This window comes from Paenibacillus sp. OAS669 (genome assembly GCF_014873645.1).
In the GTDB taxonomy this organism is placed as follows: domain Bacteria; phylum Bacillota; class Bacilli; order Paenibacillales; family NBRC-103111; genus Paenibacillus_S; species Paenibacillus_S vulneris.
The window spans coordinates 14,768-26,930 of sequence record NZ_JADBDR010000003.1 but is presented as its reverse complement, the minus strand read 5'-3'; the positions used below and the strand labels follow the sequence as shown (position 1 = coordinate 26,930).

The following is a 12,163-nucleotide window of genomic DNA, read 5'->3' as shown; positions in this document are numbered from 1 at the left end:
CAATGCCCTCATCATGCAAAATAGGCGCGTAACCTCTAGGCCATTATCCAAACGCACATACACGTTACGCATAGACTAGAGTGTACATGATGACGGAGGTGTAAACATTCATGAGACATATTCATCCCATTAACGAAGACACGTGCCGGGAACATTTCGGCAAGCCTGTGCTTGTCATTCTAAGAGACGGCAGCGAAATGGTTGGTGTACTGAGCGCTTATGAAAACGGTCAAATCATTTTGAACCGTCCGGCAGCCGCAGCCGAATCGACCGTCGGCTCCTCGAGCTCCAAAAGGTCCGGCTCCAACAGCATTAAATCGCGGAAAACAAGGATCAAAGCGAAAACAAGAGCCAAGTTGTCCGCCTTCCCCGGGCCTGGACCCGGATTCGGCATTCCGCCCTTTGGCGGAGGAATCGCGCTGGATCTTTCCCTAATTGCTCTTTTGTTCCTGCTCGTTTAAGCGATTCAGCAAGAGCTGACTCCGGCATTCGGCGGACGGGAGGGCTCCTCCCTCCGCCGAGGCTTGCATCAAGCGGAAGACAGCCTGTTTGCCTGACTATCCCCGGAGATGGTAATGTAATAAACCATCCGTTCGCGAAACGTATCCCTTCCATTATGCAAGGTCCCGTCTATCGAAATATGGCGATCATTCATAGAGGGATGATAGGCATTATCACTGCGCTGACGCTTTAGTGAAGATATGCGCGGTAAAAAAGGTCCCGCCCGTCCGCAGCGAAGACCCGCCTATTAGGTTTAAAAAGGTTACTTCTTCAAATGGATACGCTTCGACAATTGGTAGCAGCGAATCAGGCTGTTGTAATGAACCGGTACATAATCCTTGGAGGCATAAAAGCGCTGAGCCTGCGTATTCGTATCATCTACCCACAGCCGAATTTCATTCTTTCCGGCCAGCACGGCTGAACGCTCCGCGTGCTCCATCAGCCTAGAACCCATTCCTTTGCCCTGCGCTCTCGGATGAACGGCAAGCATGTCGATGATCATGACCTCCTTGTCCTCACGGAGCGTAATGAACCCGCACGCCGCCCGGCCCCCCGAGCATGCGACATAGGTCCTGCTTCCCTTCATCCGATCCCGGATCAATGGAAGCGTCACTCGCAAATCCGGCTGGGTCAGTCTTGCATAGGGTAACAGAAGCAGCTCCACCAGCTCCAGTATCACTTTATCGTCCCGACGCGGAATTCGCTTTCGGATCACTGGCGTCGCCCCCTAGAATAAAGAATTACTTTATACTATGAAGCGACGGCAAGGTGTGCTATTATTTCAAATACTTTTTACCGACGAAGGCAAGAAACAGCACGCAGACGATAATAACAACCACGATGACGGCCGTTTGTACCCAATCCATGACAAAATGCCCCTTTTTCCAAGTTAATTCTATATCATACAGTAGCGTCAATAATTATGTCAAGTTCCAATTTACGTAAGATGGAACATTAGGTATAATAAAACCAATCCATTTCTCATTATTCTTCGGAGGTGTTCAAGCATGCTGGCCAAGCTATCAAAAGTGGCTCGTACATACCGTACCAATGCCCTATGGCATTCCGGGGAGGATCTATGGAAGCGACGTTCCCGTCGGTCTACGCCTTTCTTCAATCCGCCATCGATCTCGTCCCATGCGTTCCATCATGATTTCGAACCATTCGCATTCGCTGCCGCGTTAAGCTTATCCCATGTCTTGACCGCCGCTGTCGAAGCGAAGGAATCTGTCGAGGCCTTGACTCGACAGTACGATCGGGAGTGGGAAGCAACGAATGAGCAAGACCCTGCCTTCCCTGAACAAGAACAAAAGACCACCTTCCGTCAACAGCAGGTTGAGGAGCTGGTCCAAAGCTATATTCTTCTTCATCAAGCATTGACTTCAGCATCCACCTATATCGACAGCAAGACGCTGGAGGAGGCGCTCAGCCAGCCCGCTTCTGAACTATGGGAGGAGCTTGGTCTTCGACAATCAGACGGAGAAGCCGCGTCACTCATGGATATGCCTGTTTCCCATCAGGTCGACGCGTCACGGACCGGCGAGCTGGCCGTTATTCTATCTGAAACGGCCGATCGGCTTCTTGCCTTTCCGCCGGAACAGCTTCTCGACAAAGAACAGCCGCAATTCAAGACGATAACGAAATACCGTTTTCGACAATGGGAGGCAGGCCAGGTGCACACCTACTTCTCCATCCCTCTTAACGGAATCCTCATTAATCAATATTTATAAGGCGCGGCTTAAGCCGCGTTTTTTGCTTTCCAAAGCCTGCATCAGCGCAGCTTGCTTAGCTTTGGCTTGCCTGGCGTTGTCAGGCATGTCGAACCATTCCCTGCACCTGTACAGCTCCATAAGTGCGTGCTCTGCCGCTTCCGACGCCTGCTTTTCATTATTCAGCAAGTAGAAAGCGATTTGATAGCAATATTCCTCATAGCGCCGAAGGTGAACGGCCTTCTCCCTGCATGGCAGGGTCTCGAGTTCCATTCCCCTTCTCCTTTCGGCTATAGTAACCGCCATCTCCCTCTCCCCTTTTCGACTCCAATTTGGACCAAGCTCATCCACAGCTCTAACTACTATATATCCAAGGCGCGAAACGCCAGTTCTTTTTTTTGGTCTCTCTATATATAGACGAAACAAAGCGCGATTTTCTTTCACTGTTTCCGACATTTCCACAAAAAAACAGCCTCTTCTTTAAAAAATGATCGCTGTCAGTGGAAGATAGGGTTTATCTTTGCATTATTAGAGTATCATCGTTTCTTTTCGCCACTTTTAGAGACCGTGAATTTTGTCAATTTCCCCGGAAATAATCACTTTTTGAACATGTCCCCCGACAAAGATGTTTATTTCACCAATCGGCCTGTCTCACTGAGTCGAACCGTATGAGGTTTCGTCAATCTCGTCCGCCTTCAGAGTCTCTTTTGAGGATTTCGACATCCTCTATCTATCCGCTTGTTGTCGAATGACGGCCCGATGGTCTCTAAGGCTGGCTGGCTCCTCTGTCCGTTCCATTCTCTGCCCGGATATGTGAACTTCTCTACCCATAATTCACAATAATTATTGGATCAGAAAATATTTTGCCTTCGGTCAATAAATAAATCCCTCTCCTGCCAAGCACCAGAAACCCTTTCCATGCATAGGTTTATGACTATCCTTTATGTGGATACGGCCCAATGTAATGTTTCCCTTTTTCATACCATTCCTATTCTATTTATCAGCTATATCCAGTGTTAAATAAAATAACACAAATTTTAATGACTCTTGCAGATATCATTCACCAGCTGGTATTATGTTATTATAATTAACATTAATAAGGACTACTTATCATAAAGAAACGGAGCTCTGATCATGACTTCTAGTACGATTAAAGCCGCTGCATTACGCCATTTTGCAAAAAACGGGTATGAGGGCACCCCTTTATCGGAAATCGCCAAGGACGTGGGAATCAAGACGCCGTCGCTCTATGCTCATTTTCGCAGCAAGGAAGACTTGTTTCTCCGGCTTTTCGAGGAGCTGCTTCAAGAACATGCCGCCCGCGTCGGCCAGCTGCTGGAATCCATTCACGACTACCCGGTGAAAGAGAAGCTGTTTGCCATTCTTAGGGACTCCTGCGATACTTATTTGGTCAGCGAAGAAAAAATCACCTTCCTGCGCAGAGCGATGCTGTTTCCCCCTACCTTTCTTCAAGAACGGCTGCAGCACAAATTTATTGAAATCGAGCGTCTTTTTACAGCCCCTCTACAAGAAATCTTTTCGACAGGAATACAAAAAGGACTCATCCGCGATGAGCCCGTCGAAGAGCTGCTGGCCTCCTACCTTTGTTTGATGGATGGCTGCTTTCTCCAATTATTTTATTATGGCCGGCCCCAATTCGAACAGCGGCTGGAAGGAGTATGGCGCATCTACTGGGAAGGCATTGCCGCCCCTATTCCACCAGACCATTCTTAAAGGCATATATGGCCGCCTGCGTACGATCCTCGACACCAAGCTTGGCAAGAATATTCGTTACATGGAACTTGACCGTTTTAATGCCGATGAACAGCTCATCCGCCACATCCTGATTGGACTTGCCGGAAGCGATCAGACGAAGCACCTCCATCTCTCTTTCCGTCAGTTCCTCGTGAGCGGGAGCGGCAGCCTTCGGCTGTCGGAACCGGTTCATGATCTTGGAAGCCACCTGGGATTCAAGGATGGATTGGCCTTTTACCGCAGCCCGGATCGCTTGTGCAATTTCCGCAGCCCGAGAGGTTTTCAACAAATAGCTGAAGGCTCCCGCTTCAATAACCGGGTACATCTTCTCATCGTCCAGGAAGCTTGTCAGAACGATTACTTTGCACTCGGGGTACAGCTGAAGCAGCCGCCGGGTCGTTTCGATTCCGTCCATTCCTTCCATAACCAGATCCATCAAGACGACATCCGGCCTGTATTCCTGAGCCAGTCTAATACCCTCCGCACCATTACTGGCCTCGCCAACAACCTCAATATCTTCCTCCGTACTCAGCACCGCTGCCAAACCTATCCGAACCATTTCGTGGTCATCCACCAATAAAACTTTAATCGCCATCTCGTTCTCCATCCAATTCTCCCCCTTCCGTCAAAATCGGCACCCGAATCTCAATCCGAGTTCCTTTACCCGGCGCCGTTATCAAATTCAAGGACCCGCCGATTTCGTTCACGCGTTCCTTCATGGTCACAATACCGTAAGAAGCATGCTTTTTCGCATCGAGATCAAAGCCTACACCATTATCCCGGATCAGCAGTCGAATCGCATCGCTGGAAGGCTGAGTCAACCGCACCTCCAGCTTGGTAGCCTTGGAATGCCTGAGGGCATTCGACATCGCCTCCTGAACGATCCGGAACAGATGATCCTCGATCCCTTTGGGCAGCTTGACGTCCTCCTCCAATTCCCAGGAGATTTCCATGGGGACCTTGGCCATCAGCTCCTGAAGCAGCTCCAGCAAGCCTTCCGCCAGCCGCTTCCCTTCCAGATGGACAGGACGCAAATGTAGGAGCAGCGCGCGCATCTCCGATTGAGCCACGGAGGCCATTTCCTCGATCAGATGAATTTGCCTTTTGGCCTTTTCGAACAAGGTCTTGTCGAAGTCCTTGTCCAGCGTTCTTCCAACCGCTGTAGCCGTCATCGAGATCGCGAACAATTGCTGGCTGACGGCGTCATGCAGCTCCCGTGCCAGCCGCTGCCGCTCCTCTACGATAGCCGAATACTTTGCCTTTTGCGCCAGCTGCGCGTTGTTGCTGGATAAGCGCTGGAGGGAGGTTACCTGCTCCTCCCATTTTTTCGTAATCTGGTTCAGCTGCTCGCCGAGCCTGCCGATTTCATCCTCCCCGAGAGGAGGGACCTTGCGGCTTAAGTTCCCTTTTTCCAAGGAAATCATCACCTCGCGAAGCAGCTCCAGGCGCCGTTTGGTCTTGCTGCTGTTCCACAGCCCGTAGGCGCCTCCGATCACCGTGACGATAGCGATGACCGTCAGGCTGAGCCGTACACCCTCCTGCCAGGTCGTAAATTCATTGATATAGCCGTTGGAACTCAGGAAGTACACGATGACCCCAAACAAAAGAAGGCTGAGTATAATAGACTCGCCCATGCTTCGCCATATCATGTTGGTCAGTCGTTTGTCATGCCCTTCCATCCATTTCGGCCTCCATTGTTATCTGATCTGTTTCAAAGTTATAAACGAGATTACTGCTGCAATTTGTTGCATTACACGATTTTAATATCTACATCGGCAACGACATAAGAGATAAGAAGCTTCACCCGCATGTCCGCGGTTTCGTAGTTCGGCGACTGCCATACCGTCTTGTTCAACGCCCCTGCCTCCTTCAGCGGTCCGATATCGGATTGACCGAACAAGACCGAGGAAGTGACGGAGACGCCCATATCCTCCGGAACAATAATATCCACATCGGCAATAACGCCCTGCAGGACGATCGTCGTTTCCTGCTGCTCCGGGATGGCATAGGTCAAATCGATTTGAAGCTCGCCGAGCACGTTCCATATCGAGCTGCTGCGCAGCACCCACGGTTCTCTTCCCCAGCGGATGCTCTCGATCAGACTCTGCTTCCTGACATAATCATCGCCCCGCTGAAGCTGCTTGGAGCGAATATAGAAGAAGCCGAGCGAGATCAGCACTACGGCCAGCAGAAGGGACAGGTTCCCTCCGATCAGGATGACCAATCCGATGCCGATAAATATATAGCCTTTGCGTACGGAGGCGGACCGGATTTTATTAATGCCGTAAAGAATGAACAAGAGAGCCAACACGGTGAAAAAGCCGAAATGATTATCCAGGAGCAAATACAGCCCGACTCCGATCAAGATCAGAGCTACATTTCGGTTATTGTTTCGATGCTTCCAATTCTTCTTCATCCGTGCTGCCTCCCTTCTTATGTCGATTCTGGTTCGCCCTTCGATAGGCGCAAAAGCCATAGCGGCCTATCGCTGCCCTATGGCTTTTTGCCTTTCCTAGCATATCATAATTTACTATAGCCTCAAAGAGGATTTTATCAATACGGAGCGCAGCTGCCTTATTGGGATTGCTCTGAGTTCAGCTTCTCCTTCAACAGTTGAAGCTGATCGTCGACCTTTTGCTGCTTCGCCGCATCGGCTGCTCCGTAAGTGCCAGGATAACCGGCATTCGTCGAATAAGTATTCACATAAGGCTTGCGGGCAATTTCCGCTTCGACCTCCAGGGAAAGAATTTTGTCCTCCATGCGGCGGAAGCCTTTCACTGCGTTGCCGCCGTCAATAACGTTATTTGTCGTTACCTCGGCCATTTGCTTTTTCGCTTTGGCCAATTGAGCGCGGGATATCAGCTCGCTGCGCTTGTTGCGCATTTGGTAGAACGCATCCTTCATCTCATGCAGCTGCTGAACAAGCTCCTCCGCTTGCGCCTTCGATTGGGCATGCATTTCGGCATATTCGGTAATTTTTCCTTCGTAGTACAGCTTTTGCTCCAAAGCCTGACGAGCCGCCGCTTCCTGACCGTGCTTCAGGGCTTCCTTAGCTTGTTCTTCACGCTGTGCGGTCAGACGGATCGCTTCATCCCAACGCTCCTTTACTTTGCGTTCCGTTGCGATTTGACGGGCTACAGTCACTTCCGCTTGGGCGATTTCCTCTTCCATATCGCGGATATATTGATTCAGCATGATGATCGGATCTTCAACCTTATCCAGCAGCTCATGCAGCGACGCTTTTGTCATATCTTTAATTCTAGAAAATACTCCCATTATTTAACATCTCCCTTAGATTGTTGTTGTTTTTCGTATTGAGCCACTTTGCTGCGCAATTCCTCGATCTCTTTCCACATAGCCTTTTTCTCAATATCTTTCATCATATCGTCAAGATCAGACCCTGCTTGCTTCTCCTGCTGGTTCTCATATCCATATCCTGCCTGGGTATAAGCTCCCTCATAATGACCGCGGGGATCTCTTTCATCATGTCTGCGCGGGCCGCCATGACGTCTTCTTTCATGGCCGCGTCCCCAGGAGCCCTCACCGCGGTTCCATGGCCCTTGTCCCGGTCCTCCGTATCCGTAGCCTGCGTACGAAGCGTCAGGGTAAGGCTCGCTTGGTATGACGAGAGCCGCCAGGAAGTACAGAGGAATGACGACACCGCCGGAAAAGAACGCCGTGACGACAACGATCAGTCGAAGCAAATTCGAATCGATTCTTAATGTATCGGATAATCCTCCGCAGAGACCGGTCACTTTTCGGTCCGTACGAGAACGGTATATTCTGGTCATGATCGCATCCAGCCCTCCTGCTGTAATTTCGATTTCAGCTTGGCCATCTCACTCTCCAGCGCCTGGGAAGCTGCACTGCCGGCCGCCGTGAAGGCGTCGCGGGTTTGTGAGCGAACTTCGCGAAGCGTGCGCGCCGTCATTTCCATGTCGGATACGCGTTCCTCCAGCCGGTCAAACATTCTCGGCTGCGCCGAGCCGTAGCCTCCCATGCCGCGCAGCCGCTCATTCATGCGCTGCTGCAGCCTTATGCTCTCCAGTCTTGCGATATAGTAGCTGCGCTTGGCCGCCACTTCCTCAAAGTCCGACTTGAGCTGCTGAACCTGCTCCTCAAGCTCAACGATGCCGAGCTTGCTTTGCTCGTACAACGCTTTGTACTGCGTGCTGCGCTCTTCCTGCTGGAGCTTCTCCTGCAGAGCTATGCGCGCAACCTCCTCCTCGCCCGCTTTAAGAGCAATCATGGCCTGCTGCTCGCGGCGCTCTTTCAGCTGAGCGGCGTTCATGTATTGCTGCCTTAGGGAGGCTGCATGGGACAAACATTGCTGTAGCAGCTTCTCTGACTCGCGGATTTGTTCCGCTTGAGACTGCAGATATTTATCTATCAGACGAACCGGATCTTCCGATTGCTCCAGCATTTCGTTGAAAGTCGCTACGGTAATGTCTCTGAATCTTTTGCCTAAACTCATGCCCTAACCACCTTTTCCTTCAAATTGTCATCCCCGCTTGGGGAAAGATCACATCACTATCCTATAATCAATAAGCGTCGCCTGATTTTTTCTTTAAGATGCAAACTCCGTAGCAGATAAATCCGATAGCAACCGCTATGGCAATCAATCCGGACAATTTACCGAGAAGAATCATCCCTCCGAATACGAGCAAGATCCAACCGATAATGGAACGGCCGTTTTTGATGCCCAACCAGCCTAGCCCGACGAGAGCTAGAGGGAATACGTAGCCCATAATGTGACCTGTGTGGAAGCCGAACTTGTTCAGCAGGATGATGGCTCCGAAGAAGATTAATAGAAGCGCCAAACCGCTGTGCCGATTTAGTCTCATTTATGTATTCACCGCCTTTCGTTGTCTTTGTGTTTCGTTCATGTCTTTATTTTAGGTTCTTTCGCCTTTTCCCAAAACGGACCTGCGTCGGTTTTTGCTCCTAGACCAAAGTCGGGGGGACCTTCGGACCTTAGTCAAAGCCCCGAAAACACCGGGAGAAGTCTGCAGGGATGAACTCTTGTTTTCTGTGTCATACTAGTTTTACTACCCTATGAGAACGGAGAGATCCTTTGTGAAAAGACGTAGCGCTTCCATTCAACACCTCACACTAATTTCGCGCACCCTTCTCTTGGCCTGCCTGCTGTGGACGCTATCCCTTGCTTCCGTTTATGCGGAGCTGCAACCTCCCGTTCAAGTCTTTGATGTGAAAAAGGAGCAGGTCGTTGCAACGCTGCCCAACACGTCTGCCTTCCGCGAGCAAGCGGCAAGCTGGCTGAAGGCGGTACAGAGACTATCGGGAAGAGCGCGTGTCGAAGCCGAATCCGGCATCGTCGTGCACATCCCGCTTCAGCCTCCCCTCCCCGTGAAGCATAGCTGGCTCACGATGAACGCCGCGGACCTGTACCTTTTTGTAGATCCGGAACAAAAAGAAAGCCCCCATCTGCTCGTATTCAGCAGTGAGGGCAAGCCTTACGTATTCGATTGTCCAAGCGACCCGGACTCCTTTCTGAAGCAGCACGGTCTGCTTGATCTGGCTAGAAAAAGTCAGGCAAATAAGTCTGACCCTCCGGAATGATCGCTTCCAAAAGCGCAACCGCTTCCCGGTCTCCTTCCAAATGGTCGACATCATGCAGGAACGTTGGCCGCTGATATCCCATGAACATGGCAGCCAGCGTTCCGATTTCACAGGACACGGCAGGTACTCCGGAATCGGCTTCCTGCACCTTATTTATACGGACTCCACCGTCCGGGGAAAGCTCCAGCAGAAACTCCCCGTCATTCCATTCCGCATGAGCATCCGAGATCCTTAATCTTAACCTCCGGGTGTCGCTTTCTTGAGCCGCGGGCACAAACGGGAACTGCTCCATAAACGACTTCACATCGACGATTCTAGCCATAAAATAAGGGATCACTTCCTGTTTGATACGAGGATTGTCCAATAGGAAGGACATAGCATCATTTGCCGGGACGCTTATCGTCACCTTCTCAATCATCGAGTCGTGATCCGCAATAAAGCGCCATAATCCTTTCCAGGCTTCCCGGTGGAGATAGACCAGCTCATGAATGCGGCAAATTTGCTGCTTTACCTCGTAATGTACATAGCCGGACGGTTGGCCGGAGCCGTCGTAATAGACCGCTACAGTCCCTTTTTTGCCATCGAGAATCCGGTGATTCCACCAGCCTTCGTCACGGTCCAGCGTACCGTTATATCCCTTTGCATATTGCTGATAAATGGCATTAAGGAGCTCAGTTTCCCTGCCGACCCTCACGATCCGGCCCGGTTGATGAGGAAGCTTGGGCAGAAGCGCAGTCGGAATTTCGTATTTTTTCGTCTCCGTATAGGTCTCCCACCCGAACTTCCGGTAAAAAGCGAATTGAAACGGGTGCAGGAAAGAGAGAGACTGTCCTTGCTCGCGCATTACATTCAATGCATTGGATAGCAATGCGGATACCAAGCCGCCTCTTCGGTATTCCGGCCATGTAGCTACGGACGCAATGCCGCCCATGGCGAAGCGTTTGCCGTACAGCCAGACGTGCAGATCTATTACGGTCATACGGGCAGCTAAATTTCCTTCCACGTAAGCTCCCCAGCATTCTTTTTCCTTTAAAAACGATAGCTTTTTGGCGCGTTCCTCCTTAGGGACCTCGTATTGAAATGCGAATTCCGATAAGGACAAGCTGTCCTCGAATTGCTCCTTGGGAATATGACGGATAATAAATGGCTTCATGACGTTTCCTCCATCTTCTTTTGGAACGATAACGGCAGACGAATTGTAACGGTCGTTCCTTTTCCCTTCTCGCTTTGCAGCTGAAGTATTCCATTAGCCGTTTCTATGATTTTATAGCAAATCATGATCCCTATTCCTGTTCCCTTCGTTTTGGTGGAATAAAAGAGGGACCCTAGCCGCTTTAATTCTTCCTCCGACATGCCGATTCCTTCATCCAGAATGCGAATGACGGCATGATCATTTTCCCGATACAGCTCCAGCTGAAGCCTTCCGCCATCCGGCATAGCCTCTATCCCGTTCTTAAGCAGATTGACCATTAGCTGCCTCAGCTTTTTACGATCGAAATAAATGGCGAGCGAGGTTTGACAACAGGTTCTTATCTCCACCTGATTCATATTCGCATAGGGCTTCACGTCGTCAATGGCATAAGACATTTGCTCGCTTAACTCCAGCTTCTCCCACTCTGCATTCTGTGGCTTGGCGAAGGATAAGTAGTCGCTCAGAATGGTCTCGGCTCTGTCAAGCTCCTCGAGGATGAGCGGGGCATAATCGTTAAAACGTTTTAATGCAGCGCCGTGAGAGTTCATCAGCTGCATAAACCCGCGTACCACCGTCATTGGATTGCGGATTTCATGGGCAACCGAGGCAGCGAGCTCCCCTATCATCTGCATTTTCTCCTTCTGCTGTATTTCCGCCTTCGCGATCGAATTTTCATGCATTTTCTCAATAAAATAAATCGTCGAAAACGCGCATGCCGCTTGAAGTAAACCGAACAGAAGCATGTGGCGGATCGTTTGCATACTCCAGAGGCCCGTATCGGCAGCAAGCCAATAAGTCAAGCCAAGCATCAGCTCTCCGATAATCCCGGCAAGAACGGTTCCGATCCACAGCTTTTTTCTAAACGGCAGCAGCCGATAGGTTCGACCGGTATACGATAATGTCATCCACCCTATCATTGCGAACAGGATCACAGGCCACAGCCCGCCCTCGCCCTGCATTGCACAGATGATAATGGTAATTGCTCCTAGTACCCAGCCCGCAAGCATGCCGCCGTACAGATTCCCAATGAGCAGCAGAACACCTCTCAGATCGAATGCGAACTTCTGAGAAAAATGCATGGGAAACGACATGCAGCCGGCCAATCCTATGGCCAGCACCGCTGTTAGCACCGGCTTATCCAGCTTTGCTTTATGGTTCAGCCTATCTAACCACAACACCTGATACAAAAAGATACATGCCCATATGATCAGCACGTTCAACAAAAGATGACTCAAGTCGTTAACAGGCCCCCTTTATTTTTCGGCAAGTGTGGCCGCCCTGATCATTTCAATAGTCTTCAGTAATTTCCCCAGATGCTTATCCTCTATTAAGCCTAGTTCACTGATACGGTTCCATTCTTTTTTTAAATATCAGCCTCTTTCTCATGATGGTTGATTCCATTAATGTATTCAGAGTACAGTATATG

15 protein-coding genes are annotated in these 12,163 nt (G+C 50.3%); 4 read left to right on the top strand and 11 right to left on the bottom strand.

Annotated features, from left to right (window positions below; translation table 11 throughout):
* Positions 1-110 precede the first annotated feature (110 nt).
* A complete protein-coding gene (locus GGC63_RS08145) occupies positions 111-461 on the top strand; it encodes a hypothetical protein (RefSeq protein WP_192701865.1) in 351 nt (116 codons plus the stop codon).
* 302 nt (positions 462-763) lie between these two features.
* Here GGC63_RS08145 and GGC63_RS08140 read toward each other — a convergent pair whose 3' ends face one another.
* A complete protein-coding gene (locus GGC63_RS08140; protein ID WP_192701864.1) occupies positions 764-1,216 on the bottom strand; it encodes a GNAT family N-acetyltransferase in 453 nt (150 codons plus the stop codon).
* Positions 1,217-1,508: 292 nt separating this feature from the next.
* On the opposite strand from GGC63_RS08140, the gene GGC63_RS08135 reads away from it, so the two are divergent.
* Positions 1,509-2,231: a hypothetical protein gene (locus GGC63_RS08135; protein ID WP_192701863.1), complete on the top strand. Its 723-nt coding sequence runs from the start codon at positions 1,509-1,511 to the stop codon at positions 2,229-2,231.
* Here GGC63_RS08135 and GGC63_RS08130 read toward each other — a convergent pair.
* Positions 2,226-2,483 (bottom strand): hypothetical protein, encoded by a 258-nt coding sequence (locus GGC63_RS08130; protein WP_192701862.1) that lies wholly within the window; start codon positions 2,481-2,483, stop codon positions 2,226-2,228. The genes GGC63_RS08135 and GGC63_RS08130 overlap by 6 nt on opposite strands.
* 861 nt (positions 2,484-3,344) lie before the next feature.
* Between GGC63_RS08130 and GGC63_RS08125 the strand changes: the two genes are divergently transcribed.
* Positions 3,345-3,944: a TetR/AcrR family transcriptional regulator gene (locus GGC63_RS08125; RefSeq protein WP_192701861.1), complete on the top strand. Its 600-nt coding sequence runs from the start codon at positions 3,345-3,347 to the stop codon at positions 3,942-3,944.
* Here the strand turns inward: GGC63_RS08125 and GGC63_RS08120 are convergent.
* The 7 genes from GGC63_RS08120 to GGC63_RS08090 all read right to left on the bottom strand — a co-directional run bounded on the left by GGC63_RS08120 (position 3,922) and on the right by GGC63_RS08090 (position 8,809).
* Entirely contained in the window at positions 3,922-4,572 is a 651-nt protein-coding gene (locus GGC63_RS08120) for a response regulator (RefSeq protein ID WP_028548883.1), read from the bottom strand. The two genes, GGC63_RS08125 and GGC63_RS08120, sit on opposite strands and share 23 nt — an antisense overlap.
* The gene (locus tag GGC63_RS08115; protein ID WP_079915082.1) at positions 4,550-5,644 is read right to left on the bottom strand and encodes a sensor histidine kinase; all 1,095 of its coding nucleotides are present in this window, start codon (positions 5,642-5,644) and stop codon (positions 4,550-4,552) included. The genes GGC63_RS08120 and GGC63_RS08115 overlap by 23 nt, the downstream gene beginning before the upstream one ends.
* A 71-nt stretch (positions 5,645-5,715) precedes the next feature.
* Complete coding sequence (liaF, locus tag GGC63_RS08110; RefSeq protein WP_079915081.1) at positions 5,716-6,381, bottom strand: cell wall-active antibiotics response protein LiaF; 666 nt, start codon at positions 6,379-6,381, stop codon at positions 5,716-5,718.
* 158 nt (positions 6,382-6,539) lie between these two features.
* Positions 6,540-7,241 (bottom strand): PspA/IM30 family protein, encoded by a 702-nt coding sequence (locus GGC63_RS08105; RefSeq protein ID WP_192701860.1) that lies wholly within the window; start codon positions 7,239-7,241, stop codon positions 6,540-6,542.
* Positions 7,241-7,756, bottom strand: a complete 516-nt coding sequence (locus GGC63_RS08100; protein ID WP_192701859.1) for a PspC domain-containing protein — start codon at positions 7,754-7,756, stop codon at positions 7,241-7,243. The genes GGC63_RS08105 and GGC63_RS08100 overlap by 1 nt, the downstream gene beginning before the upstream one ends.
* On the bottom strand, positions 7,753-8,439 hold the full coding sequence (locus tag GGC63_RS08095; protein WP_192701858.1) for a PspA/IM30 family protein: 687 nt from the start codon (positions 8,437-8,439) through the stop codon (positions 7,753-7,755). Before GGC63_RS08095 ends, GGC63_RS08100 begins: the two co-directional genes overlap by 4 nt.
* 67 nt (positions 8,440-8,506) lie before the next feature.
* On the bottom strand, positions 8,507-8,809 hold the full coding sequence (locus GGC63_RS08090; RefSeq protein WP_079915077.1) for a LiaF transmembrane domain-containing protein: 303 nt from the start codon (positions 8,807-8,809) through the stop codon (positions 8,507-8,509).
* A 232-nt stretch (positions 8,810-9,041) separates the two neighbouring features.
* Between GGC63_RS08090 and GGC63_RS08085 the strand changes: the two genes are divergently transcribed.
* On the top strand, positions 9,042-9,545 hold the full coding sequence (locus GGC63_RS08085) for a hypothetical protein (RefSeq protein WP_192701857.1): 504 nt from the start codon (positions 9,042-9,044) through the stop codon (positions 9,543-9,545).
* Here GGC63_RS08085 and eis read toward each other — a convergent pair.
* Positions 9,505-10,698 carry an enhanced intracellular survival protein Eis gene (eis, locus tag GGC63_RS08080; RefSeq protein ID WP_192701856.1) on the bottom strand — a complete coding sequence of 398 codons (1,194 nt, stop codon included), beginning with the start codon at positions 10,696-10,698 and terminating at the stop codon, positions 9,505-9,507. The genes GGC63_RS08085 and eis overlap by 41 nt on opposite strands.
* Positions 10,695-11,972 (bottom strand): ATP-binding protein, encoded by a 1,278-nt coding sequence (locus GGC63_RS08075; protein WP_192701855.1) that lies wholly within the window; start codon positions 11,970-11,972, stop codon positions 10,695-10,697. The genes eis and GGC63_RS08075 overlap by 4 nt, the downstream gene beginning before the upstream one ends.
* Positions 11,973-12,163: the final 191 nt, after the last annotated feature.